A 17599-nucleotide genomic window follows, 5' to 3' on the forward strand; every position below is an offset into this window, starting at 1 on the left:
AATCCGGAGGAAATGTGAAAGATATTATTGCCCGCCATAAAGCGGGAGAGCATGTCGGTATTTGTTCTGTCTGTTCCGCACACCCGCTGGTCATTGAAGCTGCACTGCGTTTTGATTTGAATACCGACAATAAAGTGCTGATTGAGGCCACTTCAAATCAGGTGAATCAGTTTGGCGGCTATACCGGCATGACTCCTGCTGATTTTCGCGATTTTGTATTGAATATCGCCAGGGACGTTGGTTTTCCCCGAGAACGCCTGATTCTTGGAGGGGATCACCTGGGGCCTAACTGCTGGCAAAACGAACCGGCTGAAGCAGCGATGGAAAAATCCGTTGAGCTGATCAAAACCTATGTCGCTGCCGGATTTACCAAGATCCATCTGGATGCTTCCATGTCATGCGCCGACGACCCCGTCCCGCTAGCACCAGTAGTGGTAGCCCAGCGGGCTGCACAGTTATGCAAAGCTGCAGAAGAGACGGCTAATGAGGAACAAAAAGCGGCACTAACCTACGTTATTGGCACTGAAGTTCCCGTACCGGGTGGGGAAGCCAGCAGTATTAACTGCGTGCATGTTACCCGTGTTGAAGATGCCGCACAGACGCTCGATACCCACCGAGCTGCCTTTAGCGCACTCGGTCTGGAAGATGCTATGACACGCGTGATCGCTATCGTGGTGCAACCGGGCGTGGAGTTCGACCATACCCAAATCATTCCCTATCAACCCCACGCGGCCGAGGCACTATCCGGCTGGATCCGCCAGACACCAATGGTCTACGAGGCGCATTCAACCGACTACCAGACCCGTCAGGCTTATCAGGCCCTGGTGCGCGATCACTTCGCGATCCTGAAAGTGGGCCCGGCGCTCACCTTTGCTCTGCGTGAAGCCATCTTTGCCCTGGCACAAATGGAGAGAGAACTTATCGCCCCTGAGCAGCGCAGCCACGTGCTGGAGGTGATTGACGAAGTGATGCTGAACGAGCCGGATTACTGGAAAAAGTATTACCGTCCAACCTGGAGCCAGGCGATGGTGGATATCCATTTCAGTCTTTCTGATCGCATTCGCTACTACTGGCCGCATCCACGTATCCGTCAGGGCGTGGAGAAATTACTCACCAACATGAGTAATACCTCCCTGCCGTTGGGTCTTATTAGCCAGTTTATGCCCGTTCAGTTCGAACGATTGTCAATGAATGAGATCGTTGCAACACCGCACAATCTCATCATCGACAAAATACAGGATGTATTACGTGCCTATCGATTTGGCTGTACCCCTGAATACGTCTGATGCCCGGAGAGTCTATGAGTCACGTTTTTGTCCGTACCGGAATTGAGTTTGAAAACTGTCAGCTTGCGCTGGCGCACATTGGTGAGGAGATGCTGGCGAAAGGTGTTGTGCATGCCACTTACCCAGCCGCACTTCTCGAAAGGGAGATCAACTACCCCACCGGCATAACCCTTGAACGCCATGCGGTTGCAATCCCGCATTGTGAGGCGGTACATGCCAAAATCCCCGCGATTTACCTGATTCGCCCGGACAAACCGGTGAATTTTCAGCAGGCTGATGATGATGGAGAGGTCGCCGTTTCACTCATCATCGCATTAATTGTTGAAAACCCTGCGGCGCAAATAAAACTGCTGCGCCGTCTTTTCAGCGAGCTACAAAACCCGGACACGCTGGACCTGTTGTTGGTCACACCAGCCGATCGCCTGGCCGAGCAATTCCGGGAGACGATCCTTGAGCCTGACTCCTGTGCACAGGCTTCATAACATACTGATAATAAAAAGGAGTACCCTATGAAACGTAAAGTTATTGTTGCCTGTGGTGGTGCCGTAGCAACCTCAACCATGGCGGCTGAAGAGATCAAAGAACTGTGTGAAGCCCACCACATAGCGCTTGATCTGGTCCAGTGTCGGGTGACGGAAATTGAAACCTATATGGACGGTGCAGACCTCATTTGCACCACGGCAAAAGTCGACAGATCGTTTGGTGACATTCCGGTAGTTCATGGGATGCCGTTTGTATCGGGCGTCGGTATCGAAGCCCTGCAACAAAAAATCCTCACTATTCTCGAGGGGTGAAATCATGTTTACCGAAATCATGCGGTATATCCTCGACCTCGGTCCCACCGTCATGCTGCCCATCGTTATCATTATCTTCTCAAAACTTTTGGGGATGAAACTGGGCGATTGCTTCAAGTCCGGCCTGCATATCGGCATAGGCTTCGTGGGAATTGGATTGGTCATTGGCCTGATGCTCGACTCCATTGGTCCGGCAGCTAAAGCGATGGCGGAACAATTCCAGATTAACCTTCACGTAGTGGATATCGGCTGGCCAGGTTCTTCACCCATGACCTGGGCCTCACAAATCGCACTGGTGGCGATCCCGATAGCGATCGGCGTCAATGTCATCATGCTGGTCACTCGTATGACCCGTGTAGTGAACGTGGACATCTGGAACATCTGGCACATGACCTTCACCGGCGCAATGCTGCACCTGGCCACTGGCTCTTACTGGCTGGGGATCCTTGGTGTGGTGGTTCACGCAGCCTTTGTCTACAAGCTGGGTGACTGGTTTGCCAAAGACACGCGAGACTTCTTCGGCCTGGAAGGAATTGCTATTCCACACGGCTCGTCGGCGTATCTCGGTCCCGTCGCGGTGCTGGTCGATACGATTATCAACCACATTCCTGGTCTTAAGCGGATCCACTTTAGCGCCGACGATGTCCAGAAACGTTTTGGTCCGTTTGGCGAACCGGTCACCGTCGGTTTTGTCATGGGACTGGTCATTGGCATGCTGGCAGGCTACGACGCGAAATCCGTTCTGCAACTGGCAGTGAAAACCGCTGCAGTGATGCTGTTGATGCCGCGGGTCATCAAGCCGATTATGGATGGCCTGACGCCGATTGCTAAACACGCTCGCAAACGCCTGCAGGCCAAATTTGGTGGTCAGGAGTTCTTAATTGGTCTTGATCCCGCACTGCTGCTGGGTCATACGTCAGTGGTTTCCGCCAGTCTCATTTTCATCCCGTTAACCATTCTGATTGCGGTGCTGGTGCCAGGTAACCAGGTGCTACCTTTCGGCGACCTTGCGACTATCGGTTTCTTCGTGGCAATGGCGGTCGCGATTCACCAGGGTAATCTGTTCCGTACACTCATCTCCGGCGTCATCATCATGGGGATCACACTATGGATCGCCACACAGACCATCGGCCTGCATACCCAGCTTGCACAGAACGCTGGTGCGTTAAAAGCAGGTGGGCTTGTGGCATCCATGGATCAGGGTGGTTCGCCAGTCACCTGGTTGCTCATCCAGCTCCTTACCTGGCAAAACGTGGTGGGATTCATTGTGATTGGCGCGATCTACTTCACAGGCGTACTGCTCACCTGGCGACGTGCCCGGACGTTTACGACGGCAGAGAAAAACGCCGCTAACCCGCAAAGCCAGACGGTATCTTAATATCCGGGGAGCCATGCTCCCCTTCTTTTCTGGAGTAAATCATGAAATCAGTGGTAATTCACGCTGAGGGCAGCGTGCGCGTTGAAGAACGTCCGATCCCTCAAATACAGGATGCGGATGAAGTTCTGGTGCGCATTGTTTGCTCAGGGTTATGCGGCTCAGATATCCCGCGTATTTTTGCCAAAGGGGCACACTATTATCCTATCATCCTTGGCCATGAATTTAGCGGACACGTCGAAGCCTGTGGTGCAGATGTAAAGGACCTCCAGGCGGGAGATGCTGTGGCCTGCATTCCACTTCTGCCCTGTTTTTCCTGCCCAGAGTGTGGGCAAGGCTACTACTCGCTGTGTAAGCAGTACCAGTTTGTCGGCTCACGCAGTGACGGTGGCAATGCCGAATATATTGTCGTGAAGCGCGCGAACTTGTTCCGCCTGCCAGCAGAGATGGCAATCGAAGACGGGGCATTTATCGAACCTGTCACCGTAGGTTTGCACGCGTTTCATCTGGCTTCAGGCTGCAAAGGTAAAAATGTCATTATCGTCGGAGCGGGGACGATCGGTCTGCTGGCGATGCAGTGCGCGTTGGCGCTCGGGGCAAAGAGCGTAACTGCGATTGATATCAACGACGATAAACTCGCCCTGGCGAAAACACTGGGTGCGACTCAAGTATTCAACAGCCGTACCTTGAGCACCGATGACATTCTCAACGCGCAGAGTGACAGTCGATTTGATCAACTGGTGCTGGAGACCGCAGGAACACCACAAACTGTCTCGCTTGCCATTGATATTGCTGGCCCTCACGCACAAGTTGCGCTGGTCGGTACATTGCATCATGACCTGAATTTATCTGCCGCAACCTTTGGCAAAATATTACGTAAGGAACTGACGCTTTTGGGTAGCTGGATGAACTACTCTGCACCGTGGCCAGGGGAAGAGTGGGAAACAGCAGTCCGCCTGCTCACCGGGAAAAAACTGCAACTGGAGCCGCTCATTGCTCATACTGGCGACAGTGAAAGCTTCGCTCAGGCCGTGCAGGCACTGAATGGGGCACCGATGCAGGGCAAAATTATGCTGCGTTTCGCCTAATCTCTCGAGCCAGCAACCTGAGCTGGCTCACATTTGCTTTCGAATATAGCCTTACACCTTTCGCATACCTTCGATTAGAATAGGAACAGTTAATTATCAGGCAAATCAATATGAACTCATTTGAGCGAAGGAACAAAATCGTTGACCTCGTCAACGCTCAGGGTAGCGTGATGGTGCAGGATCTTTCTAACCTGTTCGGCATCTCGGAAGTGACCATTCGAACCGACCTGCGCCTGCTGGAAGAAAAAGGCTTAGTCACGCGCTTCCATGGAGGCGCAGCAAAACCGGGCAGTAACCTGGCTGAAAGTGAGAATCAGGAAGTCGTACTGGAGGAGCGTTACCAGCTGGCAAGCGACCCGAAAAAACGTATTGCTCAGGCCGCCGCAGCCCTGATCGAAGAAGGAATGACGATTATTTTAGACAGCGGCAGTACCACTATGCTGATAGCCGAAGCCCTGTCGAGAAAAGCCAATATTACCGTCATTACCAACAGCTTGCCCGCTGCGTTTGCTCTTTCGGAAAATAAAGATATTACGCTGGTGGTTTGCGGCGGCACGGTTCGCCATAAGACGCATTCAATGCACGGTACCATTGCCGAGCGTTCGCTTGCAGGTATTAGCGCGGACTTGATGTTTGTTGGGGCGGACGGTATTGATGCGACAAACGGCATCACCACCTTCAATGAAGGCTATTCCATCAGCAGCGTGATGGCCGCCGCCGCCCATAAAGTGATTGCCGTACTCGATGCGAGCAAGTTTAATCGTCGCGGGTTTAACCAGGTACTGCCAATGGAGAAGATTGATTGTGTGATTACGGATGATGGGATCGGAAAACATGATAAAGATCTGCTGAGCAAAACGGGCACTGAGGTCATTACGGTTTAGCTAACAACGCAGGTCAGCGCATGACCTGCGCAATTTTCTTTTCCGACATTTATACCGACATTTTATAAAGTTGCAGGCAAAGTAAGGCGCAGCCGCCGCCCGGCAAAAAGACGGCTGGGGCTTACTCCCCCTGCTGCTCCAGCGCGTACTTATACAGGGCATTCTTCTTCACGCCGTGAATTTCCGCCGCCAGCGCAGCCGCTTTTTTAAGCGGCAATTCGGCCTGTAGCAATGCCAGCGTGCGCAGCGCATCGGCTGGCAGGGCATCCTCTTCTGCTTTATGCCCTTCGACAATCAGCACCATCTCACCTTTGCGGCGGTTTTCGTCTTCCTTCACCCACGCCAGCAGTTCACCCACCGGTGCGCCGTGAATGGTTTCCCAGGTTTTGGTCAGCTCGCGCGCCAGCACGACGTAGCGGGACTCACCCCAGACGGTAACCATATCGTCCAGGCTTTCCAGCAGGCGGTGGGTGGATTCGTAGAAAATCAGGGTGCGCGGTTCCGCCTCCAGGTCTTTTAAGACGTCGCGACGGCCTTTAGATTTGGCGGGCAGAAAACCTTCATAGCAGAAACGGTCAGACGGCAGACCTGCGGCGCTTAACGCAGCAATCGCGGCGCACGGTCCCGGCAGGGGCACAACGCGAATGCCGGCTTCACGGCAGGTACGCACCAGATGGTAGCCGGGGTCGTTAATCAGCGGCGTTCCCGCGTCGGAGACCAGCGCAATGTTCTGCCCCTCCTTGAGCTTCGCCACCAGCGTGTCGGCTTTTTGTTGCTCATTGTGATCGTGCAGGGCAAACAAACGGGCGTTAATCGCGAAATGCTGCAGCAGTAAACCGGTATGACGAGTGTCCTCAGCCGCAATTAAATCAACGGCTTGCAATACAGTGAGTGCACGTTGGGTAATATCAGACAAATTCCCGATAGGAGTAGGTACAATATAAAGCTGGCCTTGAGAATTATCTGCCGTTTCGTGTTGTTTCATTGTTTCGTCCGTATTGCCGATTTAATATTGAGCATTGCGTAAAAAAAATCACTGGATACAGTATGGTACCGTTAACGTTTCTTCGAAAAAAAGCCACGCGCAGCGTGCCGCTTCTGCTGGCAGCCCTGATCTTTGCAGGCTGCGGCACCCAGGCACCTGACCAGAGCACCGCCCATCTTGAGGGTTCCGCTCAGGCTGATTCTGGCTTTTATCTGCAACAAATGTCGCAGAGTTCAAATGATACCAGGATCAACTGGCAATTACTCGCCATTCGTGCACTGCTGAAAGAGGGAAAAACCCAGCAGGCTGCAGAGCTGTTCGGCCAGCTGCCGAAAGATCTTAACGATACCCAGCGTCTTGAGCAGAGCCTGCTCTCTGCCGAGCTGAAGGTCGCGCAGAAAGAGTATGACAGCGCGAAAAAGATCTTGGGTAGCATCGACCTGAGCGCGCTGGATAAAAACCAGCAGGCACGCTTCTGGCAGGCGGGTATCACCGCTGAACAGGGGCGTCCTTCCCTGACGCTGCTCCGCGCGCTTATCGCTCAGGAACCGCTGCTTGCCGGTGCCGACAAGCAGAAAAATATTGATGCCACCTGGCAGGCTCTTGCCGCCATGACCCCGGATCAGGCAAAGGCGCTGGTCATCAACGCGGATGAGAACGTGCTGCAGGGCTGGCTTGATCTCCAACAGATGTGGTTTAACAACCGCACCGACCCTAAGATGCTGAAGGCCGGTATTACCGACTGGCAGACTCGCTACCCGCAAAACCCGGGCGCCAAAATGCTGCCAACCCAGCTGGTGAACGTGCAGAACTTTAAGCCAGCATCGACCAGCAAAATTGCACTGCTTCTGCCGCTGAATGGTCAGGCGGCGGTGTTTGGCCGTACGATTCAACAGGGCTTTGAAGCTGCGAAAAACGGCACTATGCCGGTGACGGGCAGCGCGGTGCCGGTGCAGGCAGCACAGGCGGCCAACGTGAACGATGTTGTCAGCCCTTCCGCCGCCGAGACCAGCGATCTCACCACGGCGCAACCCCCGGCGCAAGGCACGATGCAAAACCCGGTGACCGCACCGACGACGCCTCCGCCTGCTGCAGAACCAGCAACACAGGCGCCAGTGGAGACACCTGCTTCTCCTGCAGCGCCTGAGGCAACAGCAGAACAAACTCAACAACAGCCAGCACAACCAACCACTCCACCTGCCGCGCAGCCGCAGGCCGTGGCGACCACCAGCGCTAATCCTGGCACCGAACTGAAAATTTACGACACCAGTTCGCAGCCGCTTGACCAGGTACTGGCTCAGGTGCAACAGGACGGGGCGAGCATCGTTGTCGGTCCGCTGTTGAAAAACAACGTGGAAGAGCTGATGAAGAGCAATACCACGCTGAACGTGCTGGCGCTCAACCAGCCGGAGCAGGTTCAGAACCGGGCCAATATTTGCTACTTCGCGCTCTCTCCGGAAGACGAAGCTCGCGATGCGGCACGTCATATCCACGAGCAGGGTAAACAGGCTCCACTGTTGCTCATCCCGCGCAGTACGCTGGGCGATCGCGTAGCGAATGCCTTCGCCGATGAGTGGCAGAAGCTGGGCGGCGGTATCGTGCTGCAGCAGAAATTCGGTTCCGTCTCAGAACTGCGCGCGGGCGTAAACGGCGGAGCGGGTATCGCGCTTAACGGCAGCCCGGTGACCGCCAGCCTGCCACAGCAGCAGGGCGTGACCATTGGTGGGCTGACCATCCCTGCCCCACCTACCGATGCGCAGATCGGCGGCGGTGGAAAAGTGGATGCGGCTTATATCGTTGCCACACCGCAAGAGATCGCCTTTATCAAACCAATGATTGCGATGCGTAACGGCAGCCAGAGCGGCGCAACGCTCTATGCCAGTTCCCGCAGCGCGCAAGGCACCGCTGGCCCGGATTTCCGTCTGGAAATGGACGGCCTGCAGTACAGTGAAATTCCGATGCTCGCGGGCAGCAACCCGGCGCTGATGCAGCAGGCGCTGAGCAGCGTACGTAACGATTACTCATTGGCGCGTCTGTATGCCATGGGGGTCGATGCATGGGCGCTGGCGAACCACTTTACCCAGATGCGTCAGGTACCGGGCTTTGAGCTTAACGGCAACACCGGCGATCTGACCGCGACGCAGGACTGCGTGATCAACAGGAAGTTATCATGGCTCAAATACCAGCAGGGACAAATCGTCCCGGCCAGTTAAGCCGTAAAGAGACCGGCGATGCGTGGGAGTTAAAAGCGCGTCGCTGGCTTGAAGGCAAAGGACTGCATTTTATCGCCGCTAACGTTCGCGGACGTGGCGGCGAAATTGATCTGATCATGAAAGAGGGTCAGGTGATTGTGTTTGTAGAAGTCCGCTTTCGACAGTCTTCCCGTTTTGGCGGTGCTGCCGCCAGCGTGACGCTCGCCAAACAACATAAATTATTACAGACTGCCCACTTGTGGCTTGCCCGCCATAATGGGAGTTTTGATACTGTGGATTGCCGGTTCGATGTGATAGCCTTCACCGGAAATGAGATCGAATGGCTTAAAAACGCTTTTGGCGAAGACGCATAATTACGATTTAAAAGGGATAACGTGCTCGAAAGAATTAAAGTGTGCTTCACAGAAAGCATCCAGACTCAGATTGCCGCGGCGGAAGCCCTTCCGGACGCGATCTCTCGTGCTGCAATGACGCTGGTGCAATCCCTGCTTAATGGCAACAAAATCCTCTGTTGTGGCAACGGTACCTCAGCCGCCAACGCACAGCATTTTGCTGCCAGCATGATTAATCGTTTTGAAACCGAACGCCCGAGTTTACCTGCCATTGCACTTAATACCGATAATGTGGTCTTAACAGCGATTGCTAACGATCGTCTGCATGACGAAATTTACGCAAAGCAGGTGCGCGCCCTGGGGCATGCCGGTGATGTGCTGCTGGCCATCTCCACGCGCGGCAACAGCCGGGACATTGTCAAAGCCGTTGAAGCCGCGGTCACCCGAGACATGACTATCGTCGCCTTAACCGGCTATGACGGTGGTGAACTGGCGGGTCTGCTGGGGCCGCAGGATGTGGAAATCCGCATTCCGTCTCACCGAAGCGCACGCATTCAGGAGATGCATATGCTCACGGTAAACTGCTTATGCGATTTGATCGATAACACGCTTTTCCCTCACCAGGATGATTAAGGAGTTTTTATGAAGGCTTTATCGACCCTCGCAGTCCTTATGTCTGCATTGCTGCTTCAGGGATGTATCGCTGCGGCTGTCGTGGGTACTGCCGCAGTAGGCACAAAAGCGGCGACCGATCCACGCTCTGTAGGAACGCAGGTGGATGACGGTACGCTGGAGCTGCGCGTCAACAGTGCGCTGTCGAAAGACGAACAAATTAAGAAAGAAGCGCGTATCAACGTGACGGCTTATCAGGGCAAAGTCCTGCTGACGGGTCAGTCACCGAATACCGAACTCTCCAGCCGCGCGAAGCAGATCGCCATGGGCGTTGAGGGCACTACGGAAGTCTTCAATGAAATCCGTCAGGGCCAGCCAATCAGCCTGGGTACGGCGTCGTCTGACACCTGGATCACCACAAAAGTCCGTTCCCAGCTGCTGGGTTCAGATCAGGTGAAATCCTCAAACGTAAAAGTGACGACCGAAAACGGTGAAGTGTTCCTGCTGGGTCTGGTTACCGACCGTGAAGGGAAAGCGGCAGCGGATATCGCCAGCCGGGTCAGCGGCGTGAAGCACGTCACCACCGCGTTTACTTACATCAAATAAAAAAACCTCACTGTAGGCCCGGTAAGCGTTGCGCCACCGGGCTTTTTTTTCACAGAAGCGCAATGCTTCCCACCAGCACCCCACTTAACGCTACCAGCCCCGCTGTCAGCCACAGCGCTTTTGCCGGGAAAGACTTACGCAGCATGACAAGCGACGGCAAACTAATGGCCGGCAAGGTGATAAGCAGCGCCAGCGCGGGCGCGGTGCCCATGCCAGCCAGCATCATGGTCTGAACAATCGGAATTTCAGCCGCCGTTGGGATCACAAACAGGCAGCCAGCAACGGCCATCGCAATCACCCACATCAGCGTGTTATCAATCGCGCCATCCGCATGCGGGAACAGCCAGACGCGCGCCGCGCCGAGCACCAGAACCGCCAGGATATAAACCGGAATGGTGCTCCAGAAAAGTTGCCACAGCGCTTTACCCCAGCGGGCAAAGAAACCGCCCTGCGGCTCGCTGATGTCCAGCTCAACAGAAGCGGGCTCTGGCGCTTTCTCTTTCACCAGATTTTGCACCAGCGTCGCCACCACCAGCACCGTCAGCAGCCCGGCAACCAGGCGGATAGCCGCAAAATGCCAGCCGAGCACAAAGCCCATAAACACCAGCGTTGCCGGGTTGAGCAGCGGGTTGCCCATCCAGAACGCCAGCGCACCGCCCATCGAGACACGCTGACGGCGCATTCCTGCGGCCACAGGGGCTGCACAGCATGAACACATCATGCCCGGCAGAGAGAAAATCGTCCCCAGCAAGGTGCCCTGAAAGCGTGGCTGCCCGAGGGTTTTCACCAGCCAGTTTCGCGGAATAAGTACCTGAATCAGCGACCCTAACAAGACGCCTAATACCGCAGCTTTCCAGACAGCCAGGAAGTAGACCATGGCGTAATCCCACGCCGCCTTCAGCGGGCTGGCATCCGCCTGCGCGAGTATCGATTTACCAATGCTGTGCGTTTCGGCGGCGGTGAAGGCCTTGCCATAGTACGGCTGCCATTTCACATACCAGAGGCCAATGATGACCACGAGAAAGAAGAGTGCGGGCTTCCACCATTGGACAGGTGTCGCCGCCTGAGATGAAGACTGACCAGTCATACCATTCCCCGGAGAGTGTTATTGAATAAGCCGGAGAAGTTTACGCCTCGCCCTGCGCGATTTCACGCAGTTTTGCCGAAGGGATGATATTGACCCCTTCCTGCGACGGTGCCAGCGCCTCTTTCAGCATCGCCTGCGCGACATCCCGCGCCTCAATGGACTTCCAGTTACCCGGCAGGATGCGAAACAGCGGAGCGAAAACAAACTCGTTAAAGCGCCGTTCGTCGCGGTGCCCCATCAGCATAGAAGGCCGCACAATGGTCAGATATTCCCACTTCTGGGCAATCAGCGCCTCTTCCATCTTGCCCTTCACCTGGTTGTAAAAAAACGGCGAGCCGTTGCTCGCGCCGTGAGAACTGACCACCAGAAAATGCTTTGCCCCCAATTTTTTCGCCGTCAGTGCGGTATCCACCACCAGGGTGTAATCCGCATGGACAAAGGCTTCTTTACTGCCCGCCTCACGCCGCGTCGTACCGAGGCAGCAAAAGGCGATATCAATCGGGTCCTGCACCTGCGCCAGCGCGTCGGTGAGCTGCGGGTCGTGCGGGTTAAAGACGCCGGAGATATCCAGCAGCGGGCGACGCGTCGGTGCGGCGATATAGTTAATATGGCGATCCTGGATCAGCAGCCGCAGCAGATGCCCGCCGACCAGCCCGGTTGCGCCCGTAATCAGTACCTGGCTCATCGTATCCCCTTTACAGAATTGTCCGTTTGCGAACTCAGCGTGGTCGACCACACTTAGAAGTCTGTTACAGGTAAGTATTTACCACAAGCGGAGAAAAATCAGTCTGAAGCCAAAACAACGGAGGAAGCATGGGCAAGAAAATCGCAGTCTTGATTACCGACGAGTTTGAAGATTCAGAATTCACCTCTCCTGCAGAGGCATTCCGCAAGGCGGGACATGAGGTCATTACCATTGAGAAAGAAGCGGGCAAAACGGTGAAAGGCCATAAGGGCGAAGCCAGCGTGACCATCGACGAAACCATCGATAACGTCAGCCCGTCTGATTTCGACGCCCTGCTGTTACCCGGCGGCCATTCACCGGATTCCCTGCGCGGGGACGAGCGTTTCGTCACTTTCACACGTGACTTTGTCGCTACCGGAAAACCGGTCTTTGCTATCTGTCACGGCCCGCAGCTGCTGATCAGCGCCGACGTGGTCCGCGGACGTAAGCTGACGGCGGTGAAACCGATCGTGATCGATCTGAAAAATGCGGGGGCTGAGTTTTACGATCAGGAAGTGGTCAACGACAAAGACCAGTTGATCACCAGCCGGACCCCGGACGATCTTCCGGCGTTTAACCGGGAAGCGCTACGCCTGCTCGGCGCGTAGCCAGTGAAGCTTCTTGCCAAAGCCCAGCGTGTTGTCGGTAAATTTCAGCTCATCGAGGCGGATTTCCCACACCGGGGCTTTTAACGCAGCGGCAACCGGGAAGCGGCGCGTGTAGTGCTTACGGCGCGCGTCGCTCTCTTCTCCCTCCAGCCGACGGATCTCTCCCTTGAACTGCACGCCACGGATCAGCGCGACCGTTTTGGGCTGGCCATTTACCGTACCCGCCACCTTCGCCTGCTGGCCGGTCATTTGCGCATGCCGCGTTTTGTCTTCGCTCATGACATAGAAGGCTACGCGCTCGGGATCGTAGTAATAAAAGGCGTTCGCGCACCACATCTCTTCGTCTTTACAGACGCACCAGGTGACGACATGCTGCTTCGCCAGCCAGCGGTTAATGGCTGCCAGTGTTTCCATTTTCGCTCTCTCTCATGCTATGGTGCGTTCACCTTAACATACTGAATCTGTTTACCGTGTGCTGGTTTCTCTATCTCGTCCGAACCGCTGATAACGCACTCTACACCGGGATCACTACCGATGTGGCGCGGCGTTTTTTACAACATCAAACGGGGAAAGGGGCAAAAGCGCTGCGGGGGAAAGGTGAACTTCAGCTGGCTTTTTACGCCGCCGTCGGCGACAGGTCGCTGGCGCTCAGGCTGGAATACCGGATTAAACAGCTGACGAAGCGCCAGAAAGAGCGCCTCGTTACCGGAGACGGCTCATTTGAGGCGCTACGCGAAAGCCTGCTCAGAAACGATTGAAGTGATCGTGGTAATCAACCAGGCCACTCACACCGTTCAGGGCATCATCCGCCAGGCGATGTACCTGGAAGGAGGATTCGGTACCCGGCCAGCGGCAGCGCAGATCGTAATGCGCGGCCTGCTCGAAGCCTAAGCGGCCATAAAATGCCGGATCGCCCAGCGTGACCACGGCGGCATAGCCAAACTCATTCAGCGAGTCCAGCCCTTCATACACCAGCTGGCGCGCCAGGCCCTGGCCGCGATAGTTCTCATCGACCGCCAGCGGTGCCATGCCTACCCACTGCAGATCTTCGCCCTGAACGATTACCGGGCTGAAGGCAACATAGCCAACAACCTGACCTTCGTCATCGGTGGCTACCAGCCCTAAAGTAATCAGGCCGTCTTCACGGAGATCGTGGACCAGTTGGGCCTCCGCATCGCTCTCAAAAGCGCGGCGTAACAACGCATCGATACCCGGTGCATCAATCCCAATTTCGACTCGAATCAGCATGGCTCACCTACTGAAGTGTGTTTACTGTCAGGCGGGGTTTTCAGCCCGGCCTCAACGAAATCTGCCATTTGCATCAGCATCACGCGCAGCGCTTTCGGCATCTGCTCCAGCTCAATGGCATCCATTAAATTTTTCACGTACAGACCCAGCTCCGTATCGCCTTCAATGACCAGACGGCGCTGGAAGAATAACGTATCCGGGTCCTGTTTACGCGCGGCGATCATCAGCAGATCGCTGGCACTGGCGCTAAAGCTCACATCCGCCTCGGCGGACTCACGCACAATGAGTTGATCATTCTCAACCGAGGTAAACCAGCGCAGCCCGATGTCACGCACCTCAATGCTCAGCCAGCGGCCTTCCAGAAACTCCAGCTCGCCGTCCTGCAGCGCCTGGCGGAATTGCCAGCTCAGGACCTGCTCGAGCACCTGACGTTTTAGCGCGAACGGCGCCAGTTTCACCGGCACGCTCAGCATTGATGGACCGAATTGTACGAGACGTGAACGCAGTTTATCCAGCACGAGCTTTACTCCCTGATAGCAATAGTCCCGCTATTTTGCCATATCCGACGCACAACATAGCGGCGTAAATCAACAAACCGTCGTCCGGTGACGCTCATTATTGGTGTCATCAATACGCCATTAGCTGCCTTAAATCAAAAATTGTCGCCCAGGGGTTAATTAAAATCCCAGCTCGTTAACAATTTTGCGATCGACTACATCAGGATAATTTATGGAGCTGCTCTGCCCTGCCGGTAACCTACCGGCGCTTAAGGCGGCCATCGAAAATGGGGCCGATGCGGTCTATATCGGGCTGAAAGATGATACCAACGCCCGCCATTTTGCTGGCCTCAACTTTACGGAGAAAAAGCTTCAGGAAGCCGTTAACTTCGTTCACCAGCACCGCCGCAAACTGCATATTGCCATTAATACCTTTGCGCATCCTGACGGCTATGCCCGCTGGCAGCGCGCGGTAGATATGGCCGCACAGCTGGGTGCCGATGCGTTAATCCTGGCCGACCTCGCCATGCTTGAGTATGCGGCAGAACGCTATCCGCATATTGAGCGCCACGTCTCTGTTCAGGCATCAGCCACGAATGAAGAGGCCGTGCGTTTTTATCATCAACACTTTGACGTCGCTCGCGTGGTGCTGCCCCGCGTGCTCTCCATTCATCAGGTTAAGCAACTCGCGCGCGTCACGCCAGTGCCGCTGGAAGTTTTTGCCTTTGGCAGCCTGTGCATCATGGCCGAAGGCCGTTGCTACCTTTCTTCTTATTTAACCGGTGAATCACCCAATACCGTTGGGGCCTGCTCTCCTGCCCGCTTTGTCCGCTGGCAACAAACCCCGCAGGGGCTGGAATCACGCCTGAATGAAGTGTTGATTGACCGCTATCAGGACGGCGAAAACGCGGGTTATCCAACGTTATGCAAAGGCCGATATCTGGTTGACGGTGAGCGCTACCACGCGCTGGAAGAGCCTACCAGCCTCAACACGCTGGAGCTGCTGCCGGAACTGCTGGCGGCGAATATTGCCTCGGTAAAAATTGAAGGTCGCCAGCGTAGCCCGGCCTATGTGAGCCAGGTGGCGAAAGTCTGGCGTCAGGCTATCGACCGCTGCATGGCGGACCCGCAAAACTATGCTCCGCAGGCAGCCTGGATGGAAACGCTCGGTTCTATGTCCGAAGGCACGCAAACGACGCTTGGCGCGTATCACCGTAAATGGCAGTGAGATAACCATGAAATATTCATTAGGACCGGTGCTCTACTACTGGCCAAAAGAGACGCTGGAAGATTTTTACCAACAGGCCGCCACCAGCAGCGCTGATGTGATTTATCTCGGTGAAGCCGTGTGCAGCAAGCGCCGCGCCACCAAAGTGGGCGACTGGCTGGAGATGGCGAAAAGTCTCGCCGGAAGCGGTAAACAGGTGGTGCTCTCGACGCTCGCGCTGGTGCAAGCCTCGTCCGAACTGGGTGAACTGAAACGCTACGTTGAAAACGGTGAGTTCCTGCTGGAAGCAAGCGACCTGGGCGTGGTGAACATGTGCGCCGAACGTAAGTTACCGTTCGTCGCGGGTCATGCACTGAACTGCTATAACGCCGTCACGCTGCACCTGCTGCTCAAACAGGGAATGACGCGCTGGTGTATGCCGGTGGAACTCTCCCGCGACTGGCTGGTAAACCTGCTGACGCAGTGTGACGATCTCGGCATTCGCAATCAGTTTGAAGTGGAAGTGCTGAGCTACGGCCATCTTCCGCTGGCTTATTCCGCGCGCTGCTTTTCCGCGCGTTCGGAAGATCGCCCGAAAGACGAGTGTGAAACCTGCTGCATCAAGTACCCGAACGGGCGCAGCGTGCTATCCCAGGAAAATCAGCAGGTGTTTGTCCTGAACGGGATCCAGACCATGAGCGGCTATGTCTATAACCTGGGCAACGAACTGGCGTCGATGGACGGCCTGGTGGACATAGTGCGTTTATCCCCTCTGGATACCGGCGTGTTCGCGATGCTGGACGCCTTCCGCGCAAATGAAACCGGCGCAGCTCCGCTGCCGCTAACGGCAAACAGCGACTGTAATGGTTACTGGAAACGCCTGGCCGGGCTGGAACTGCAGGCCTAAAAAAGGCTCACTTTGTTAACAACGGTTATCATTTTTTAATGCAGTATTAAAGATTGACCGTCGACAAAGTGAGCTGTTATGACTGACAAAACCCTTCCGTTTTCGGTGCTGGACCTGGCGCCGATCCCACAAGGCTCCTCTGCCAGAGAAGCCTTTTCGCATTCTCTCGATCTGGCTCAACTGGCTGAAAAGCGTGGCTACCATCGCTACTGGCTGGCCGAGCACCACAACATGGTTGGCATTGCCAGCGCCGCCACCTCGGTTCTGATTGGTTATCTGGCGGCGAACACAACGACATTGCACCTGGGCTCCGGTGGCGTGATGCTGCCGAACCACGCCCCGCTGGTGATTGCCGAGCAGTTTGGCACGCTGAATACCCTCTATCCTGGCCGTATTGATTTGGGGCTGGGTCGTGCGCCGGGTAGCGACCAGCCGACCATGCGCGCCCTGCGTCGCCATATGAGCGGCGATATCGACAACTTCCCGCGCGATGTGGCTGAACTGGTTGACTGGTTTGACGCGCGCGATCCGAACCCACACGTGCGCCCGGTGCCGGGCTACGGCGAGAAGATCCCGGTGTGGCTGCTGGGTTCAAGTCTTTATAGCGCGCAGCTCGCCGCGCAGCTGGGTTTGCCGTTTGCGTTTGCCTCGCATTTCGCACCGGATATGCTGCATCAGGCTCTGCATCTCTATCGTACGAACTTTAAACCGTCTGAACGTCTGGAGAAACCGTACGCGATGGTGTGTATTAACATCATTGCCGCCGACAGTAATCGCGATGCTGAATTCCTGTTTACCTCCATGCAGCAGGCGTTTGTGAAGCTGCGCCGCGGTGAGACCGGGCAACTTCCACCGCCAGTGGAGAATATGCATCAGCTGTGGTCTGCCTCTGAGCAGTATGGCGTGCAGCAGGCGCTGAGCATGTCGCTGGTGGGGGATAAAGCGAAAGTGCGGCACGGTCTGGAAGCGGTGCTGCGTGAAACGCAGGCGGATGAGATTATGGTTAACGGCCAGATTTTCGATCACCAGGCGCGTTTGCATTCGTTTGATTTGGCGATGCAGGTGAAAGAGGAGTTGGTGGGGTAGTTTTTTGCTTTGCTCCCTCTCCCTTTGGGAGAGGGTCGGGGTGAGGGGGCAAGCCGCACG

Annotated in this window: 21 protein-coding genes; 15 read left to right on the plus strand and 6 right to left on the minus strand. The window is 55.5% G+C overall.

Translation table 11 applies throughout. The features are described from left to right. Nucleotides 1-14 precede the first annotated feature (14 nt). The 6 genes from gatZ (at nt 15) to A4308_RS04115 (ending at nt 5427) form a co-directional block, all read left to right on the plus strand. Nucleotides 15-1286, plus strand: a complete 1272-nt coding sequence (gatZ, locus tag A4308_RS04090) for a tagatose-bisphosphate aldolase subunit GatZ (protein ID WP_014885350.1) — start codon at nt 15-17, stop codon at nt 1284-1286. 14 nt (nt 1287-1300) lie between these two features. Continuing rightward, nucleotides 1301-1768, plus strand: coding sequence for a PTS galactitol transporter subunit IIA (gatA, locus tag A4308_RS04095; protein ID WP_014885351.1), 468 nt, complete (start codon nt 1301-1303; stop codon nt 1766-1768). A 27-nt stretch (nt 1769-1795) separates the two neighbouring features. Then, on the plus strand, nt 1796-2080 hold the full coding sequence (gene gatB, locus A4308_RS04100; RefSeq protein WP_014885352.1) for a PTS galactitol transporter subunit IIB: 285 nt from the start codon (nt 1796-1798) through the stop codon (nt 2078-2080). 4 nt (nt 2081-2084) lie between these two features. After that, nucleotides 2085-3458, plus strand: a complete 1374-nt coding sequence (locus A4308_RS04105) for a galactitol-specific PTS transporter subunit IIC (protein WP_014885353.1) — start codon at nt 2085-2087, stop codon at nt 3456-3458. Between the two features lie 41 nt (nt 3459-3499). After that, the gene (gene gatD / locus A4308_RS04110) at nt 3500-4543 is read left to right on the plus strand and encodes a galactitol-1-phosphate 5-dehydrogenase (protein WP_045281414.1); all 1044 of its coding nucleotides are present in this window, start codon (nt 3500-3502) and stop codon (nt 4541-4543) included. A 110-nt stretch (nt 4544-4653) separates the two neighbouring features. Then, nucleotides 4654-5427: a DeoR/GlpR family DNA-binding transcription regulator gene (locus A4308_RS04115; RefSeq protein WP_014885355.1), complete on the plus strand. Its 774-nt coding sequence runs from the start codon at nt 4654-4656 to the stop codon at nt 5425-5427. A 121-nt stretch (nt 5428-5548) separates the two neighbouring features. Here A4308_RS04115 and rsmI read toward each other — a convergent pair whose 3' ends face one another. Further along, nucleotides 5549-6412, minus strand: a complete 864-nt coding sequence (gene rsmI, locus A4308_RS04120; RefSeq protein WP_014885356.1) for a 16S rRNA (cytidine(1402)-2'-O)-methyltransferase — start codon at nt 6410-6412, stop codon at nt 5549-5551. 62 nt (nt 6413-6474) lie between these two features. Here rsmI and A4308_RS04125 point away from each other — a divergent pair, with 62 nt between their 5' ends. Genes A4308_RS04125 through dolP form a run of 4 tightly spaced genes read left to right on the plus strand, consistent with a single transcriptional unit; the run spans nt 6475 to nt 10175 of the window. Next, nucleotides 6475-8625: a penicillin-binding protein activator gene (locus A4308_RS04125; RefSeq protein WP_014885357.1), complete on the plus strand. Its 2151-nt coding sequence runs from the start codon at nt 6475-6477 to the stop codon at nt 8623-8625. Then, nucleotides 8583-8978 (plus strand): YraN family protein, encoded by a 396-nt coding sequence (locus tag A4308_RS04130; protein ID WP_014885358.1) that lies wholly within the window; start codon nt 8583-8585, stop codon nt 8976-8978. Before A4308_RS04125 ends, A4308_RS04130 begins: the two co-directional genes overlap by 43 nt. A gap of 21 nt (nt 8979-8999) precedes the next feature. Beyond that, on the plus strand, nt 9000-9590 hold the full coding sequence (gene diaA, locus A4308_RS04135; RefSeq protein ID WP_003861754.1) for a DnaA initiator-associating protein DiaA: 591 nt from the start codon (nt 9000-9002) through the stop codon (nt 9588-9590). A gap of 9 nt (nt 9591-9599) precedes the next feature. Continuing rightward, entirely contained in the window at nt 9600-10175 is a 576-nt protein-coding gene (gene dolP, locus A4308_RS04140) for a division/outer membrane stress-associated lipid-binding lipoprotein (protein WP_014171764.1), read from the plus strand. A 49-nt stretch (nt 10176-10224) separates the two neighbouring features. Here the strand turns inward: dolP and A4308_RS04145 are convergent, their stop codons facing one another. Together A4308_RS04145 and A4308_RS04150 are read right to left on the minus strand one after the other, a co-directional pair. After that, nucleotides 10225-11262: a permease gene (locus tag A4308_RS04145; RefSeq protein WP_014885359.1), complete on the minus strand. Its 1038-nt coding sequence runs from the start codon at nt 11260-11262 to the stop codon at nt 10225-10227. Nucleotides 11263-11302: 40 nt separating this feature from the next. Further along, on the minus strand, nt 11303-11947 hold the full coding sequence (locus A4308_RS04150) for an NAD(P)H-binding protein (RefSeq protein ID WP_045281412.1): 645 nt from the start codon (nt 11945-11947) through the stop codon (nt 11303-11305). A gap of 128 nt (nt 11948-12075) precedes the next feature. Here A4308_RS04150 and A4308_RS04155 point away from each other — a divergent pair, with 128 nt between their 5' ends. Further along, nucleotides 12076-12594 (plus strand): type 1 glutamine amidotransferase domain-containing protein, encoded by a 519-nt coding sequence (locus tag A4308_RS04155; RefSeq protein ID WP_014885361.1) that lies wholly within the window; start codon nt 12076-12078, stop codon nt 12592-12594. Here A4308_RS04155 and A4308_RS04160 read toward each other — a convergent pair. Further along, nucleotides 12574-13008: a YhbP family protein gene (locus A4308_RS04160; RefSeq protein WP_023331387.1), complete on the minus strand. Its 435-nt coding sequence runs from the start codon at nt 13006-13008 to the stop codon at nt 12574-12576. The two genes, A4308_RS04155 and A4308_RS04160, sit on opposite strands and share 21 nt — an antisense overlap. A gap of 14 nt (nt 13009-13022) precedes the next feature. Between A4308_RS04160 and A4308_RS04165 the strand changes: the two genes are divergently transcribed. Beyond that, on the plus strand, nt 13023-13352 hold the full coding sequence (locus tag A4308_RS04165; RefSeq protein WP_023331388.1) for a GIY-YIG nuclease family protein: 330 nt from the start codon (nt 13023-13025) through the stop codon (nt 13350-13352). On the opposite strand, the gene A4308_RS04170 is transcribed toward A4308_RS04165, so the two are convergent. Together A4308_RS04170 and ubiT are read right to left on the minus strand one after the other, a co-directional pair. Further along, nucleotides 13339-13842: a GNAT family N-acetyltransferase gene (locus A4308_RS04170; RefSeq protein WP_045281411.1), complete on the minus strand. Its 504-nt coding sequence runs from the start codon at nt 13840-13842 to the stop codon at nt 13339-13341. The two genes, A4308_RS04165 and A4308_RS04170, sit on opposite strands and share 14 nt — an antisense overlap. Further along, on the minus strand, nt 13836-14360 hold the full coding sequence (ubiT, locus tag A4308_RS04175; RefSeq protein ID WP_014885365.1) for a ubiquinone anaerobic biosynthesis accessory factor UbiT: 525 nt from the start codon (nt 14358-14360) through the stop codon (nt 13836-13838). The genes A4308_RS04170 and ubiT overlap by 7 nt, the downstream gene beginning before the upstream one ends. Before the next feature lie 211 nt (nt 14361-14571). Between ubiT and ubiU the strand changes: the two genes are divergently transcribed. The 3 genes from ubiU (at nt 14572) to A4308_RS04190 (ending at nt 17539) form a co-directional block, all read left to right on the plus strand. After that, a complete protein-coding gene (gene ubiU, locus A4308_RS04180) occupies nt 14572-15567 on the plus strand; it encodes a ubiquinone anaerobic biosynthesis protein UbiU (RefSeq protein WP_014885366.1) in 996 nt (331 codons plus the stop codon). Between the two features lie 7 nt (nt 15568-15574). Next, nucleotides 15575-16453 (plus strand): U32 family peptidase, encoded by an 879-nt coding sequence (locus A4308_RS04185; RefSeq protein ID WP_045281410.1) that lies wholly within the window; start codon nt 15575-15577, stop codon nt 16451-16453. A gap of 78 nt (nt 16454-16531) precedes the next feature. Beyond that, nucleotides 16532-17539: a luciferase-like monooxygenase gene (locus A4308_RS04190; protein WP_014833426.1), complete on the plus strand. Its 1008-nt coding sequence runs from the start codon at nt 16532-16534 to the stop codon at nt 17537-17539. Nucleotides 17540-17599 lie beyond the last annotated feature (60 nt).

This window comes from Enterobacter sp. ODB01, assembly GCF_001623605.1.
GTDB classification, from domain to species: Bacteria; Pseudomonadota; Gammaproteobacteria; order Enterobacterales; family Enterobacteriaceae; genus Enterobacter; species Enterobacter kobei.